General features: G+C 71.0%; 12 protein-coding genes and 2 pseudogenes. 7 read left to right on the top strand and 7 right to left on the bottom strand.

Features of this window, described 5'->3' with window-relative positions; all coding sequences use genetic code 11:
* Positions 1–26 precede the first annotated feature (26 nt).
* Entirely contained in the window at positions 27–3,302 is a 3,276-nt protein-coding gene (locus IH50_RS0122255; RefSeq protein WP_030865029.1) for a glycoside hydrolase family 2, read from the bottom strand.
* 305 nt (positions 3,303–3,607) lie between these two features.
* Between IH50_RS0122255 and IH50_RS0122260 the strand changes: the two genes are divergently transcribed.
* On the top strand, positions 3,608–4,702 hold the full coding sequence (locus IH50_RS0122260; protein WP_030865031.1) for a glycoside hydrolase family 43 protein: 1,095 nt from the start codon (positions 3,608–3,610) through the stop codon (positions 4,700–4,702).
* A gap of 1 nt (position 4,703) precedes the next feature.
* Here the strand turns inward: IH50_RS0122260 and IH50_RS0122265 are convergent, their stop codons facing one another.
* Both IH50_RS0122265 and IH50_RS0122270 read right to left on the bottom strand, forming a co-directional pair.
* Complete coding sequence (locus tag IH50_RS0122265) at positions 4,704–5,885, bottom strand: GDSL-type esterase/lipase family protein (RefSeq protein WP_030865033.1); 1,182 nt, start codon at positions 5,883–5,885, stop codon at positions 4,704–4,706.
* 26 nt (positions 5,886–5,911) lie between these two features.
* Complete coding sequence (locus IH50_RS0122270; RefSeq protein ID WP_030865036.1) at positions 5,912–6,502, bottom strand: TetR/AcrR family transcriptional regulator; 591 nt, start codon at positions 6,500–6,502, stop codon at positions 5,912–5,914.
* A 108-nt stretch (positions 6,503–6,610) separates the two neighbouring features.
* Here IH50_RS0122270 and ligA point away from each other — a divergent pair, with 108 nt between their 5' ends.
* A complete protein-coding gene (ligA, locus tag IH50_RS0122275) occupies positions 6,611–8,692 on the top strand; it encodes an NAD-dependent DNA ligase LigA (protein ID WP_030865038.1) in 2,082 nt (693 codons plus the stop codon).
* Positions 8,693–8,720: 28 nt separating this feature from the next.
* On the opposite strand, the pseudogene IH50_RS41080 reads toward ligA, so the two are convergent.
* Both IH50_RS41080 and IH50_RS0122285 read right to left on the bottom strand, forming a co-directional pair.
* A pseudogene (locus IH50_RS41080) lies at positions 8,721–8,798 on the bottom strand (ketosteroid isomerase); the annotation flags it as partial.
* A 164-nt stretch (positions 8,799–8,962) separates the two neighbouring features.
* A complete protein-coding gene (locus tag IH50_RS0122285; protein ID WP_030865044.1) occupies positions 8,963–9,715 on the bottom strand; it encodes a hypothetical protein in 753 nt (250 codons plus the stop codon).
* A gap of 144 nt (positions 9,716–9,859) precedes the next feature.
* On the opposite strand from IH50_RS0122285, the gene IH50_RS0122290 reads away from it, so the two are divergent.
* Positions 9,860–10,474: a VOC family protein gene (locus IH50_RS0122290; protein WP_420709096.1), complete on the top strand. Its 615-nt coding sequence runs from the start codon at positions 9,860–9,862 to the stop codon at positions 10,472–10,474.
* On the opposite strand, the gene IH50_RS0122295 is transcribed toward IH50_RS0122290, so the two are convergent.
* Positions 10,377–10,847, bottom strand: a complete 471-nt coding sequence (locus tag IH50_RS0122295) for an Lrp/AsnC family transcriptional regulator (RefSeq protein WP_030865048.1) — start codon at positions 10,845–10,847, stop codon at positions 10,377–10,379. The genes IH50_RS0122290 and IH50_RS0122295 overlap by 98 nt on opposite strands.
* 85 nt (positions 10,848–10,932) lie before the next feature.
* Between IH50_RS0122295 and IH50_RS0122300 the strand changes: the two genes are divergently transcribed.
* Positions 10,933–11,841, top strand: a complete 909-nt coding sequence (locus tag IH50_RS0122300; RefSeq protein ID WP_030865053.1) for an SMP-30/gluconolactonase/LRE family protein — start codon at positions 10,933–10,935, stop codon at positions 11,839–11,841.
* Between the two features lie 229 nt (positions 11,842–12,070).
* Positions 12,071–13,951 carry an ATP-binding cassette domain-containing protein gene (locus tag IH50_RS0122305; protein WP_030865055.1) on the top strand — a complete coding sequence of 627 codons (1,881 nt, stop codon included), beginning with the start codon at positions 12,071–12,073 and terminating at the stop codon, positions 13,949–13,951.
* Between the two features lie 144 nt (positions 13,952–14,095).
* Here the strand turns inward: IH50_RS0122305 and IH50_RS43330 are convergent.
* Positions 14,096–14,320 (bottom strand): annotated as a pseudogene (locus tag IH50_RS43330) (DUF6596 domain-containing protein); the annotation flags it as partial.
* Between the two features lie 77 nt (positions 14,321–14,397).
* Between IH50_RS43330 and IH50_RS0122310 the strand changes: the two are divergent.
* Both IH50_RS0122310 and IH50_RS0122315 read left to right on the top strand, forming a co-directional pair.
* Positions 14,398–15,048, top strand: a complete 651-nt coding sequence (locus IH50_RS0122310) for a phosphoribosyltransferase (protein WP_030865058.1) — start codon at positions 14,398–14,400, stop codon at positions 15,046–15,048.
* Between the two features lie 186 nt (positions 15,049–15,234).
* A complete protein-coding gene (locus IH50_RS0122315; RefSeq protein WP_030865061.1) occupies positions 15,235–15,624 on the top strand; it encodes a RidA family protein in 390 nt (129 codons plus the stop codon).
* Positions 15,625–15,648: the final 24 nt, after the last annotated feature.

Raw genomic sequence — 15,648 nt, forward strand, 5'->3', positions numbered from 1 at the left:
CCCGCACCACCCCGCCGTCGACAGGGCTACTTCTTCTCCCCGTCGTAGAGCGCGCTCACCTCCTCGGCGGTGAGTGCCTTGTCGTAGGCGTGGACCTCGTCCACCGCGCCGTCCCAGAAGTCGGTGTTCTCACCGTTGTACTGGGCGCGGCCCACGGCGAGGGGTCCGGTGGCGACGTAGGCGGGGCCGGCGGTGGAGGTCGCCACCGGCTTGCCGTCGACGTAGAGCTTGATCTGATCGGTCGCGTCGTCACGTACGCCGACGAGGTGGTACCAGCGGCCGGTCTCCGGCGTGGTCGCCAGTCGTGCGCGCTGTCCGTCGGGGGTGCTGAAGGCGAACGCGCCCTGGCCGTACTGCAGGTAGAACGGGCTGGCCTGGCGGCGTCCGTCCTGGCTGACGGCGGTGGCGTAGTTGCCGGGCAGGGAGTCGAGGGTGACCCAGGCGGAGACCGTGTAGCTGCCGGTGGTGTCGACCACGGGGCCTTCGGTCTGGGCGAACTGTCCCTGGCCGTCGAACGTCAGGGCGCTGCCGCTGACTCCGTCCGTCCAGCCGGTGCCCTCGCTCAGGGTGAGCGGCTTGTTGTTGGGGCCGTCGTCCTTCGCGGTGGTGCCGGTGCCCTCGTCGAGGGACCAGGAGCCGCCGCCCTTGAGGGGCTCGCGGTCGCCGGCCGCGGCGCCGGCCGCGATGACCTTGCGGTTGATCTCGCGGATCGGGGCCGGGTCGACCTTGGTCTCGCGGCGGTCGTAGGTGTACAGACCGTTGAGTTCGTTCTCCAGGTCGGTGATCTGGGTGTACACCGATCCGGAGAGTTCGGCGCCGGCCTGGTCGAGGTAGAACTTCTCGGTGTTCTCGACGTACTTGCGGGTCAGTGCCGCCTTGTCGGTGACACCGCTGTAGATCACGGTCGGCGTGCCCGGCCACATGTGGCCCGGGGTGCGCAGCGTGAAGCCGCCGTGCTCGCCGTCCATGGCCGCCCGGTGGTCCGGGAAGGGCGCGTCGTCGTTGTTGTAGTCGTGGTGGTCGATGATGTCGCCGGTGCCCGAGTCACCCTTGGAGTTGCAGCAGTTGACGCCGCTGTGGGTGTTGACGACGCGGGACGGGTCGGCGGCCTTCACCGACTCGGCGATGCGGCCGGTCTCCTCGCGGTTCCACTCGCCCCAGCCCTCGTTGAAGACGATCCAGCCGATGACGGAGGGCGAGTTGTGGTGCTGGCGCATCATCTCGCGGCCCTGGTCGACGAAGGCCTTCTGTCCGGTCTCATCGGTGAGGTTCCCGGAGACGAAGTCCTGCCAGACGAGCAGGCCGAGCTTGTCCGCGTGGTAGAACCAGCGCGGTGACTCCACCTTGATGTGCTTGCGGACGGCGTTGAAGCCGAGCTTCTTGTGCGCTTCCAGGTCGAAGGCGAGCGCGTCGTCGCTGGGCGCGGTGTAGAGGCCGTCGGGCCAGAAGCCCTGGTCGAGGGTGGCCAGGGAGAAGATCGGCTTGCCGTTGAGGACCAGCTTCTGGAAGCCGCCGACCTCCTTGATGCCGATCTCGCGCATACCGAAGTAGCTGCCGACCTTGTCGGTGGACCGGCCGTCCTTCAGCCTGACGTCGAGGTCGTAGAGGTAGGGGTCGTCCGGGCTCCACAGGTGCTGCTTGGCCACGCGCAGGTTCAGCTTGCTGTTGGCCGGTCCGCTGACCCGGCCGACGACCTTGCCGCGGGCGTCGCGTGCGACGGCCTCGACACGGGCGTGCCGGGAGGCGTCCTCGGACTCGACGGTCACGGCGAGGGTGCCGGTGTCGATGTCGGGCGTGGTGACGACGTTGTCGATCGCGGCGTCGGCGACGGGCTCCATCCAGACGGTCTGCCAGATGCCGGACGACTGGGTGTAGAAGATGCCGCCGGGGTTGGTGGACTGCTTGCCCATCGGCTGGTTGGCGCCGCCGGTGTCGGTGACCGCGACGACGATCTCCTGCTTGCCCCGGCCCTTGATCGCGTCGGTGATGTCGGCGCTGAAGGCGTTGTAGCCGCCGGTGTGTTCGGCGACCTTCGTGCCGTTGACGTAGACGGTGGCCTGGTAGTCGACGGCGCCGAAGTTGAGCTTGAGCCGGTTGTCCTTGCCGCTCTTGCCGACCTTCCAGCTCTTCGGCACGTCCACGAGCTTGCGGTAGAACATGTGGTCCTCGTGCCGCTCGAGCCCGGAGAGCTGCGACTCGACCGGGAACGGCACGATGATCTTCTCGTCCAGGTCCTTGCCGAAGACCGGCTGCTCACCGGCCTCGGCACCGCTGAACTGCCAGGGTCCGTTGAGGTTCTTCCACTTCGAGCGGACCTGCTGCGGGCGGGGGTACTCCGGCAGCGGGTGGTTCTTGTCGACCTTGTCGCCCCACGGCGTGGTGATGCGGTGGGTGGAGGTGTTCACGGCGTAACGGACGATACGGGGAACGGCCTTGCCGCCGGCCGTGAGGCCGCCCTCGCCGTCGTAGGTGAACCGGACCTGCTGGTTCTTCTGGATCGGCTCGGAGAGCGTGATCAGGAGGGAGCCGGGGTCGCCGGGGGCGGCCGTCACCGACTTGACCGGCATGGCGGTCGTGTCGGCCTCGATCTTGAGGTGGCCGGCCACCTCGGCGAGGTCGCCCACCGGGTCCTCGAACCGGGCGCGCAGCTTCCGGCCGTCCTCGGTGACGGTCGGCTCCACGGGGAAGACCTCGAAGCCGGCGGGCGGGGTGAACGCCGTCGTCGGCACGAGCTGCTTGGGCATCGTGGGCGTCGACCAGCGCAGGAACATGTTGGCGCCGCCGACGTCCTGGAACATCTCCATACGGAAGTCGTGCTTCTCGCCCGCGGTCAGTTTGATCGCCGCGCTGGTCTGTTCCTTGTCCCAGTCACCCACCCAGTGGTCGATGACGGGTTCGTCGTCGATGAAGAGCCGGAATCCGTTGTCGCCGATGGCGTGGAAGGTGTAATCACCGGTCTCCGGCGCCTCGATCTGCCCGGTCCAGCGGGCGGTGGTGTGCTCCGTCCGCCCGGTCAGCTCCTCGAAGGTGCCGGTCAGTCCGGAGAAGTTGATCTGCGGCTCCAGCAGGGTGCCGCCGAGTTCGGCGAAGTCCCGGGCGCCCGGCGCCGACATGCTGAAGTACTCGCCCTTCAGGCCGTGCACCACGACATCGGCGTCGGCGGCGGTCGCGCCGGCGGACACTCCGGCGGTCGGCACGGCGGCCGACGCGGCGGGAGCCAGCGCGCCCGTGGACAGGGCCAGAGCGGTCACGGTCAGCAACGCCCATGATCTGGATCTCGGGCGGGTGAGTTGTCTTGTCATCGAACCTTTCCTCGCGCAGAGGGCATGGGGCCAGGACGAAACAGGGGTGGCCATCGGCTCGGCCGGCATTCATTCCAACGTTGGAAATTCGTTGTGCAGCGGAATGACAACACGCCATCCGACGACTGTCCAGGCTTCGCGCACAGCTGATGCCCCATCAGCTGTGCGGATCTTCACGGCGCGATGACGGCTCACCCGGTGGCGACCGGACCCCCACGGCTCTATTGACATGTCTCCCGTCGATCACCATCCTGTGGGAACGGATTTCATCGATGTAAACCTCGGCGTGGAGGTGACGGGACACGATGGCCAGGCTTCCCCACGGGCCGAAGAGACTCTCCCGCCGTCTGGCCGGAGCCCTCGGCTTCGTCCTGTCCGGTGTGCTCGCCGCCGCGCTGACCCTGACGTCCGCCGGACCCGCCCAGGCGGACCGGACCGGTCTGCGCGCCGCGGATCCGAGCGTGCTGCGGGTCGGCGGCACGTACATCTCGGCGCAGTCGACCGGAGGGGGCATCGCCGTACGGCAGGCCTCCTCGACGGCGGCCCTGGACTCGGCGGCCCCGCGGCGGGTCTGGTCGGACACGCGCGGTCTCGGCGAGGTCTGGGCGCCGGAGATCGTGATGGACGGCGGCCGCTACTACATCTACTTCACGGCCGGGCGCGGAGCGGCCCACCGGATGTACGTGATCAGCTCGGCCGCCACCGACAGCGGCTACTCCGCCGAGACGAAACTGGCCCTGCCGGACGACAAGTGGGCCATCGACGGGACCCTGTTCACGTTCAACGGACAGCGCTGGTTCGTCTGGTCCGGCTGGGCCGGGGACAGCAACGTCGAGCAGAACCTGTACATCGCCCGGATGAGCGGTCCGACCACGCCGACCGGCGCGCGGCACATCATCTCGCAGCCCCGGGAGAGCTGGGAGCGGGTGGTCGGCAACCCGTTCATCAACGAGGGCCCCGAACCGATCATGGACCCCAACGGGCAGCTGCACATCACCTACTCCGCCAACGGCAGCTGGAGCGACCAGTACTGCCTGGCCGACCTGCGGCTGCGGGCCGGCGGCGACCCGACGTACGTGTGGGACTGGTACAAGTCCAACGGCTGTCTGTTCGGCTCCCACCGGGCCACGATGATGGCCGGCTGGGACCCGACGCTGCATGTCGACGGACCCGGCCACCACAGCTTCGTGCTGCTGCGCGGTGACATCGGCACCAGCCCGCCCGCCGGGCCGAGGTTCCCGCTGATGTTCCACGCGGTGCCGAAGGGCACGCCGTACAGCTGGGAGAACCGCTACTGGTACACGGGCACGTTCTGCTGGTGGGGGAACACCACCTACAGCCGCGCCAACGTCCCCGGGCCGAACACCGACACCGGCTGGAGTCTCAAGTTCTTCGAGTAGGTCACTCCCCGGCCCGCGTGAACGGGCCGCCCTCGGCCGCGAAGGCGTGGGCGGCGAAGCGTGCGCCGATGCGGCGGTGCGCGGCCGCGTCGGGGTGGAGCCGGTCGGGCAGCGGCAGTTCGGCGTGGTCCGCCTCGCCGTAGAGGTCACGGCCGTCGAGGTAGTGCAGGTTCGGATCCTCGGCCGCGCGTTGCGTCACGATGCGCTTCAGCTCGTCGCGGATGACGTTGAGCGTCAGCTTGCCCGCGGCCCGCTCTCCGGGATCGCCCGTGGCGGTGAACAGGAGCCTGCCCTCGGCGAGGTGGCTGAAGTCGTAGGCGGTGGGGCCGGGTGTGTCCTCGTGGAGGGGGCACAGGATCGGCGAGACCACCAGCAGCGGCGCGGTGGGGTGGCCCTCGCGGAGGGTGTCGAGGAAGCCGTGGACGGCCGGGGTGAAGGCGCGCAGCCGCATCAGGTCGGCGTTGACCAGGTTGATGCCGATCTTGACGCTGATCAGGTCTGCGGGTGTGTCGCGCATGGTCCGGGCGACGAACGGGTCGAGCAGGGCACTGCCGCCGAAGCCCAGGTTGACCAGTTCCACGCCGCCCCGCGCCGCGGCGAGCGCGGGCCAGGTCGTGGTGGGGCTCGCGGCGTCGGAGCCGTGGCTGATGGAGCTGCCGTGGTGCAGCCAGGTCCTGCGGCCGGAGGCGGGCGCGGGCTCGACGGGGGCGTCGGTGCGCAGGGCGACGAGTTCGGTGGTCTCGTTGTGCGGAAGCCAGATCTCGACGGTCTTGTCGCGCTCGGGCAGGCCGGTGAAGCGGAGGGTGACGGCCGGGCCGGTGCCGTGTTCGACCGCTCCGGTGCTCATGTCGATGGTCAGGGTGTTGCCGCCGGCCGCGGTCGCCCGGCCGGCCGGGCTTCCGTCGACGAGCAGGTCGTACCGGCCGTCCGGGCGGGGCGGGGCACCGATGTAGACCTGCTTGGTGGGCAGGGTGTCGAGTTCGACCGCGGTCGCCCGGGTGCGGAAGACCAGGCGTACGCCGGAGGGCTGGGACTCGGCCATGGCGAGCTGTCCGTCGGTGTTCCGGGCGCGGGCCCAGGCGGGCAGGCGGTGGGGCAGGACCCCGTTCGCCGTGGGCTCCAGGTCGAGGGCGCCGCGTACGAGGTCCGCGGTGAGGGGGGTGGTGTGCACAGCGGGGGACATGGTTTCCGTCCGTGGGTCGGGGCGGTTCAGGGGCCGGGAGTGGTGGTGGGCGCGGGCCAGTTGCGCAGGAGGGCGTCGAGCACGTCGAGGACGCGTGACCAGGTCTCCTGAGTGTCGGGGGCGCTGTGGCTGAACCCTCCGCCCATCTCGATGCTGACGTAGCCGTGGAAGACGCTGCCCAGCAGGCGGACCGCGTGGGTCTGGTCCGGTTCCGCCAGGTCGTAACCGCGCAGGAGGGCCCGGGTCATCTGCGCGTGCCGGACCCCCGCGCTGCCGGCGGCCGTTTCCGGATCGAGCCGGAACTGGGCCGCCGCATAGCGTCCGGGGTGCTCCCGCGCGTAGTCGCGGTAGACGTTCGCCAGGGCGGTCAGGGCGTCCTTGCCCGCCCGTCCGGCCAGGGCGTCGGCGGCACGGTCGGCGAGTTCCTCCAGGGCGAGCAGCGCGATCCGTGTCCTGAGGTCCTGGGAGTTCCTCACGTGGGAGTACAGGCTCGCCACCTTGACGTCGAAGCGCCGGGCGAGCTCGGAGACGGTCACCCGGTCGAAGCCGACCTCGTCGGCGAGCTCCGCCCCCGCTCTGGTCAGGCGTTCCGCCGTCAGTCCTACGCGTGCTGCCATAGCTATCCTCTCCATCGGCTAAATCGATTATGCATCTGCCTAATACCTTTAGGCAAACGGGCCGGGTGTGATGCCCGTCGGACCCCGTTGTCAGTGGGGGGAGGCAAGATGCGACGCATGACAACACCTGCAGCAGTGATCGTGGATGCCGCCGCCTACGCGCAGGCGGTCGAGGACGCCGTACGCGCGGCCGCCGCCTACTACGAGGGCGGTACCTCGGCGCTGGACGACGACACCTACGACCGGCTGGTACGAGGGATCGCCGACTGGGAGGCGGAGCATCCCGACGGGATACTCCCCGACTCCCCCACCGGGAAGGTCGCCGGCGGGGCGGTGGAGGGCGACGTGCCGCACACGGTGCCCATGCTCAGCCTGGACAACGTGTTCTCCGCGGAGGAGTTCACCGCCTGGACGGCCTCCCTGTCCCGCCGTACCGGACGTGAGGCGACGCGTTTCAGTGTGGGTCCGAAGCTGGACGGGCTCGCGATCGCCGCCCGGTACAGCGGCGGCCGGCTCACCCGGCTGATCACCCGCGGGGACGGGACGGCCGGGGAGGACGTCTCGCACGCGATCGGCACCATCGAGGGGCTGCCCGAGAAGCTGGACGAGCCGGTCACCGTGGAGGTGCGCGGCGAAGTCCTCATGACGGCCGCCCAGTTCGAGCACGCCAACGAGGTGCGCACCTCGCACGGCGGGCAGCCGTTCGCCAATCCGCGCAACGCGGCGGCGGGCACGCTGCGGGCGAAGGAGCGCGTCTACACGGTCCCGATGACGTTCTTCGGCTACGGTCTGCTGCCGTTGCCCGACACCGACCCCGACCTCGCCGAGAAGCTGAACGAGCTCGCGCACAGCGAACTGATGGCGCTGGCCGGCGGTCTCGGGGTCCACACCAGCGCCCGGACCGCCGTCCCGGACGTCGTCGCCGAGACCGTCGAAGAGGTCCTGGACCGGGTGAAGGAGATCGCCGCGGTCCGTGCCGAGCTGCCGTTCGGCATCGACGGGATCGTCATCAAGGCCGACCTCGCCGAGGACCAGCGGGCCGCGGGGTCCGGCTCCCGCGCGCCGCGCTGGGCGATCGCCTACAAGCTGCCGGCCGTGGAGAAGATCACCCGGCTGCTGGAGGTGGAGTGGAACGTCGGCCGTACGGGCATCATCGCGCCGCGCGGCGTCCTCGAACCGGTCGTCATCGACGGCTCCACCATCACCTATGCCACCCTGCACAACCCGGCCGACATCACCCGCCGCGACCTGCGCCTGGGCGACCACGTCATGGTCCACCGGGCGGGCGACGTCATCCCCCGCATCGAGGCGCCGGTGGCCCATCTGCGGACGGGTGAGGAGCGGCCGATCGAGTTCCCCGCGCAGTGCCCGCGCTGCGGTTCGGACATCGACACCGGTGAGGAACGCTGGCGGTGCGCGCAGGGCCGCAACTGCCACCTGGTCGCGTCCCTCGCCTACGCGGCGGGCCGCGACCAGCTCGACATCGAGGGTCTGGGCGCCACCCGCGTGGTGCAGCTCGTCGAGGCGGGCCTGGTGGCCGATCTCGCCGATCTGTTCACCCTGCGGCGCGAGCAGTTGCTCGCCCTGGAGCGGATGGGCGAGACCAGCACCGACAATCTGCTCGCCGCGCTCGCCAAGGCCAAGGGGCAGCCGCTGTCGCGGGTGCTGTGCGCGCTGGGCGTGCGGGGTACGGGGAGGTCCATGTCCCGGCGCATCGCCCGCTACTTCGCCACCATGGACCACATCCGCGCGGCCGACGCCGACGCCATGCAGCGGGTCGACGGCATCGGGGCGGAGAAGGCCCCGTCGATCGTCGCGGAGCTCGCCGAACTGGCGCCGCTCATCGACAAGCTGGCCGCCGCCGGTGTCAACATGACGGAGCCCGGGGCCACTCCGCCGCCGCCCCCCGGCGCCGAGGACGACGCCCCGGCCGAGGGCGGCCCGCTGGCCGGGATGACGGTGGTGGTCACCGGCGCGATGACCGGGAAGCTGGAGAAGCTCTCCCGCAACGAGATGAACGAACTCGTCGAGCGGGCCGGCGGCCGTTCCTCCTCCAGCGTCTCCAAGAAGACCGCCCTCGTGGTCACGGGCGAGGGCGCCGGTTCCAAGCGGGCGAAGGCCGAACAGCTCGGCATCCGCCTCGCCACTCCGGAGGAGTTCGCCGCCCTGGTCGCCGAATTCCTCGACTGAGCCGGCCGCCGGGGCCCGCGCCCGCCCGTCAGGGGGTGCGGGCCCCGGCGACGGACAGGCTGTTCTCGTAGAGGTGGTGCCGGGTGATCCGGCCGCCCTCCACGGTGTCGAGGACCGGCCGGCCGGCCTCGGGCGAGGAGTCCGGCGACGACCTGACGGCCGACGGTTCCGGTGGCGCCGGTGACTTCAGTGACTTCAGTGACTTCAGTGACTTCAGTGACAAGGATCTTCTGATCCGAGTCATGGGACCGATCGCATGAGGGCTCGCGGTCAGGTCCCGGCCGCGAGCAGCGCGCCGTCGGGGACGGCCACGGCGAACTGCCGCTCGGGGCCGAAGCGCATGAACTCCTCGGGCCTCCCCTCCGTCGGCCTCAGTTTCATCAGGAGCGGCGGCTCCACGGTACGCAGATCGACGAGGGACGCCTCGTCCGGGAGACCGGCCGCCACGGCGGCCAGGTCGGGGTCGTCCGTGTCGCGCAGTTCGGCGACGGGGGTACCGAAGACGGTCACCCGCCGGTGCCAGACCGACTCGCAGGGGAACTGGATGTCGAACTCCCCCTCGTCGTACGCGTCCGGACCGGTCCTGACGCGGTCCGCGAGGGCCAGGGCCTCGCGCGCGTAGTCGACGAGGAACTCCGGGAGGGAGCGGGCGCAGTAGGCGTAGGTGTGGGAGAAATCCGCGGACTGGGAGAACACCGCGCCCCACGCGCCGGTTCCGGGGTGCACGTCGACGAAGAAGTGGTCGCCGGTCGCCAGGGAGAGCAGTACCCGGGTCTCCTCGCCCGGCCCCCACATCCACTGGCGTTCGACCCTGCTGAGCCGGGGATCGAGGTGGAGGTGGTCGTCACCACCGATCCGGACGGCGCTCACGGCGCGCAGCAGCACCCGTATGTCGTCCGGCAGCCGGGGCTCCGCCTCGGTCAGCTCGGCGTCCGTGCCCCCGGGTTCGAGCGTGAACACCTCCGGCAGGCACCGCTCCAGCTCCCGCAGCGCCTCGATCGCGTCCTGCGCGGTGACACCCATCGTCGTCCTCCCTGGTTCGGTGCGGTACGCCGACGAGCGTACGGACCACCTCGGACAACGGGCGTGCCCGGCTGTCCGGGTCAGGATCCGTCCTGCTTGCCGCCTGCCGTCGTGGGCGACCGGCACCGACGGAAGGAGACCGTGATGGCCGAGCGGACCGGCGCCGCGCCCGAGGGTCACACCAGCGTCGCGCCTTGGGTGGTGACCGACGGCACCGGGGCGTTCCTCGACTTCGTCGCCCAGGCGTTCGCCGGTGAGGAGCTCGGGCGGGTGGCGGTCGAGGACGGGGTGATCGGGCACGGTGAGACCCGGGTCGGCGACACCGTCGTCCTGGCCTTCGACCGGCGCGCGGACCGGCCGGTCCTGCCGAGCCTGCTGCGGGTGTTCGTCGCCGACGCGGACACGGCGTTCTCGCGCGCTGTCGCGGCCGGCGGCCAGGTCGTCACACCGCTGTCGGACAACACCTTCGGGCAGCGCGGAGGGCGGGTCAAGGATCCCTTCGGGAACATCCGGTGGGTGGTCCGCCACGTCGAGGAGGTCTCCGAGGACGAGATGGGGAAGCGCCTGCGGGACCCCGGGTACGCCGAGGGCATGCGGGTGGCGCGGGTGACGCCCGACGCCGAACTCACCGGCCGGTGCCACGGCCGTGGCAGCGCGCCCGTCAGGACGGCCGGCCGACCGGGCCGCCGCGGTTCTCCCCGGCATCCGGCGGGCGTTCGAAGAAGGTCTCCAGGACCACCGTCGCCTGTGTCCCGCTGACCCCGTCGATCGCGTACAGGCGGCGCAGCACGTCCTGCAGGTGCTCGGTGGTGGCGGTGCGCACCTTCACCAGGACGGAGGCGCTGCCCGCGATGACGTGCGCCTCCTGGATCTCCGGTACGGCGGCGAAGTCCTCGGCCCTGTCCCCCATCCACGCCGTGGAGTCGACCAGCACGAAGGCGAGGACCCCGCGGTCGAGTGCCGCGGGGTCGACGTCGACGGTCGTGGCCCGGATGACGCCCTGCTCACGCAGTTTGCGCACGCGCTCGTGCGCCGCGCCCGCCGACAGGCCGACCGCCGCGCCCAGGGCGGCGTACGGCTGTGTCGCGTCCCGCTGGAGCAGCGCGATCAACCGACGGTCGATGTCATCCAGTTGTCTCATGCGATAACCGTATCTGATTCGGCGATACGCGTGTTACGTTGCATCAGATCCTGATCACTCTCTGCGAGAGGACGCCATGCCCACCAACGGCCCGTACGAGATCCTGGACGACCGCTTCCGTACCGGACGCTGCGCGAACGGCGACAGCAGGCTCGAGGTCCTGTACGACGGCTGCCGCTGGGCCGAGGGCCCGCTGTATCTGCCCGCCTGGCGCCAGCTGGTCTGGAGCGACATCCCGAACGACCGCATCCTGCGCTGGGACGAGGCCACCGGCACGGTCGGCGTCTTCCGCACTCCGGCCGGGCACAGCAACGGCAACACCGTCGACCGGCAGGGCCGCCTGGTCACCTGCGAGCAGGGCAACCGCCGGGTGACCCGCACCGAACCGGACGGCACCGTGACCGTCCTCGCCGACCGGTACGACGGCAAGCGGCTCAACAGCCCGAACGACTCCGTCGTACGCTCCGACGGCACGATCTGGTTCTCCGACCCGGACTTCGGCATCACCAGCGACTACGAGGGCCATCGCGCCGAGTCGGAGATCGGCGCGTGCAACGTGTACCGGATCGACCCGCTGTCGGGGGACATCCACCTCGCCGCGGACGGGTTCGAGGGACCCAACGGGGTCGTCCTGTCCCCCGACGAGAGCCGGCTGTACGTCTCCGACTCGCGGGCCGCCCGGATCCACACGTACGGCATCCGCGAGGACGGCACCCTGTCCGACGGCGAGGTCTTCGCCGAGGGCCAGGACGGGGTCCACTTCGACAACATCCGCTTCGACGACGAGGGCCGCCTGTGGGCCGCAGCCCTCGACGACGGCGTGCACTGCTACGACCCCGACGGCACCCTCATCGGGAAGCTGCGCGTGCCCGAGCCCGTCTCCAACATCGCCTTCGGCGGACCGAAGAACAACCGCCTGTTCATCACCGCCACCACCTCCCTGTACTCCCTGGTGATGTCGGTGACCGGGGCTCCGCGCCTCTGAACGGGCCGTACGGGAATCCCATCCGTCGCACAGGCATCGGCGGTCGGCGTTTCGGCCACTCGGGCCCGCGCACGGACCCCCACCGCCCAAGGACCGGTGCTTCTCCCTCCCCCGGACACCACGCCCCCGCGCGGGATCCGCTTCGTCCGAAATACCTGTGTTCGATATCGCTCCCTGCCTCGTTGAGTCTCATGCCGTCGTCTTCACGCCATCGACCAGGCAGGGAGAAATGCCGTTGACCCACGAGAACACCCGCGCCGTCCCGCCCCCGCCGCCCGCCGAGATCACCTACTCCGGCCACTACTCCGTCAACCCGCTCGGCCAGGTCGGCTTCCGCTCCCTGTGCTCCCAACTCCCCTCCGTACTGCGTCGGATCACCGCCATGGCGTGGCGGACCGACCGTCGGGCCGTGGTCCTGCTCCTCACCTGTCAGCTGGTCACGGGCGTGTCGGCGGCGGTGCTGCTGGCGGCCACGGCCCGGGCGATGGGCCCGCTCCTCGGCGCGGGAACGGTCGCGGACCGCCTGCGCGAGGCACTTCCGGCGCTCGTCGTCGTCGCGGTGGCGAGCGCCGTCACCCGCGCGTCGGAGGCCTTGGCCATGTACGCCGAACGGCGGATCACGCCCCGGCTGACCACGGAGACCGACTCGGCGCTGGTCGAGGCCGTCTGCCGGGTGGAGGCCGAGGCGTACGCGACGGACGGCTTCTCCGACCGCCAGGAAGCCGCCGAGATGGGTGTGATGCGCACGCACGTCATGGTCATGGACGCTCAGCGCTTCATGGCCGCGCTGATCAGGATGATCACGGCCGGCGGCGTCCTGTCCGTGCTCAATCCCCTGATGCTGCCGCTGCTCCTGCTGGCCGTGGCCCCGGCCGGTGTGGGGGCCGTCCTCACCGCGCGTGTCGACTACGAGATCCACTACGCGAACGTCGCGGACCGCAACGTACGCGGGATGACCCGCTGGTGGGCGACCACGCCGAAGTACGCGGACGAGGTCCGCGCCAACGGCATGACCGACTACCTCCTGTACTGGTACCGCGCCCTGTCGGAGCGGGTCGACCGGCGGTCCCTGGCCGCCGCTCCCCGGACCCTGCGCATCGCGCTGGTGTCCTCCGTCGCCAGTGGGGCGTTCCTGGCCGCCACCTGGGGGATGCTCGCCTGGCTGGCCGTCACCGGGCGGATCGCGCCGGCCGTCGCCGCCACGGCCGTCGTCGCGGTCCAGACGACCCTGGCGGCGCTGTCCCAGGTCGTCGTCAACGGAGCGGCGGTGTTCCACACCAGCCTGTACCTCAGCGACATGCAGGCGTTCTTCGACGACGCCGCCGCGCGGGCGCCCCAGCGGGGCCCGGAGGCCGTCCGGGCCCCGGTGGAGGAGATCCGGCTGGACGAGGTCACGTACCGGTACCCCGGCAAGGACAAGCCCGCCGTCGACGGTGTCTCGCTGACCCTGCGGCGGGGGGAGATCCTCGCCGTCGTCGGCGTGAACGGCTCCGGCAAGAGCACCCTGACCCGGCTGATCACCGGTATCTACCTCGCGGACAAGGGCCGGGTCACCTGGGACGGCACCGACCTCGCCCACGCCGATCCGGCCACGGTGTGGGACCGCACCGGCCTGGTGCCGCAGATCTTCGCCCAGTGGCCGCTGCGGGTGCGGGAGAACGTGACGCTGGGCCAGCCGAGGAGCCTCGACGACCAGGAGGTGTGGGAGGCCGTGGACGCGGTCGGGATGCGGGAGGCCGTCGAGGACCTGCCCGCCCGCCTGGACACCCTGCTGGCCCGTGAGATCTTCGGCGGTGCCGAACTCTCCGGCGGCCAGTGGCAGCGTCTGGCCTGCTCCAGGGCCCTGTACCGCCGCCCGCCCCTGCTGATCCTGGACGAGCCCACCTCCCAGATGGACCCGCGCGGCGAACACGGCATCTTCGAGAAGATCAAGGCGATCTCCGGCGACCGCATCACCATCGTCGTCACACACCGCCTGGAGAACACGAGGATCGCCGACCACATCGTCGTCATGGAGCGAGGCCGGATCACCGAACAGGGCACCTACGACGACCTGGTCCACGCCGCCGGTACCTTCGCCGACCTCCTGCACCTGTCCCAGGACCGCTGAAACCGGACGCGCGCGGCCTGCGGTGCCGGCCGGGCGGCGCGCGGTGCAGCGGTAGGCGGACCGGGCGGCATCGAGGTCACCGGCCCTCTCCGGCAGCTCCAGCCCCGCCCGCGGTCCCTCCACCATGGCCGGCGCGTCCGTGACGAGGGCGACGCCCTCGGCGACGCGCTCCCGGTTCCAGCGGCTCGGGTCCTGTTCGGTGAGCGGGACCAGCGCGCCGTCGGGGCGGCTGCGTGCCGGGCACCGGGCGTCGGTGAGCGGCATCGGCGCCGACGGTCCGGCCACCTCCCGCCGCCCGGCCCGCCCGGTGCGGGCGCCTCTCACCGGTGGGTCGGAACAGCCGGGCGGACTTCGGCATCCGCCTCGCACTTTGTCGTGACGCTCGCAGGTGAGTGGCGGGGCGATGACGGTTACCCGGCACGGGTGGCCGAGGAAGGGAGCGAGCCGTGCGATTCCGAAGCCGGGCGCATGCCGGACAGGAGCTGGCCGTCAGGATGCTGGAGTGGGCGAGCAGCGGTGATCTCGCGAACGTGACCGTGCTGGCGCTGCCGCGCGGTGGCGTTCCGGTCGGGGCGGAGATCGCCCGGGCGATGCGGGTGCCCCTGGATGTCCTGGTGGTCCGCAAGATCGGAGTTCCCGGGTCTCCCGGGGTGAGTATCGGGGCGATCGCCGGTGACGATCCCCCGGTCTTCGACCGTACGGGGCTGAGGGCCATGGACCTCTCGGAGGACAGGCTCGGCGCCGAGGTGGCGCGGGCGCGGGTCGAGCTGCACCGGCGGGAGGGTGTCTACCGGGGCGGGCGTCCGGCCCCGGACATCAGCGGTCACAGCATCGTGGTCGTGGACGACGGGCTGGTCACGGGGGTCACCGCCCGCGCGGCGCTGCGGCACCTCCGGCGCGGCGGCCCGCTGCGGCTGACGCTGGCGGTGCCGGTGTGCGGTCACGGGACCGCCGCGGCGCTGCGGGACGAGGCCGACGACGTGGTCTCCCTGTACCAGCCGCAGCGGCTGCGGTCGGTCGGCGAGTGGTACGAGGACTTCCACCAGGTCACCGACCAGGAGGTACTGGACGCCCTGCGGGAACTGCACCCGGCCTGAACACCTCGGGGCCGGCGGTGGCCGGGAGGTTCGCGGCCAGCGGGTCCGGGTCGTTCCTCCGCCGGGCGACGGCGATGTGGGTGCGGACGGCGGCGGGAGCCCGGGACGCATCATACGCCCGGAGACATCAGATCGTGCCTCTCGCCGTATTGGACGTAGCGCTGCCGGTCACCTAGCATCCCGCGGATGACAGAGCGACGTGCGGTCCTCAGCGGCTCGACGTTCGAGGAGCAGATCGGCTACGCCCGTGCCGTGGTCCACGGCGACCAGGTGCACGTGTCCGGGACGACCGGCTTCGACTACACCACCATGACGATCTCCGACGACGTGGTGGAGCAGGCCGAGCAGTGTCTGCGCAACATCGGGTCCGCGCTGGCCGAGGCGGGGTGCGCCTTCGCCGATGTGGTGCGGGTGCGCTACCTCCTGCCCGACCGGAATGACTTCGAGCCCTGCTGGCCGGTCCTGCGCCGCTGTTTCGGCGACGTCAGGCCGGCCGCCACCATGCTCGTGTGCGGTCTGGCCGATCCGCGGATGAGGATCGAGATCGAGGTGTACGCGCAGCGGCCGGCCCGGTGACGGCCGGCCCGGCGTCCCCGGCGT

Origin of the sequence: Streptomyces sp. NRRL S-37 (genome assembly GCF_000721605.1) — a bacterium.
GTDB lineage: Bacteria > Actinomycetota > Actinomycetes > Streptomycetales > Streptomycetaceae > Streptomyces.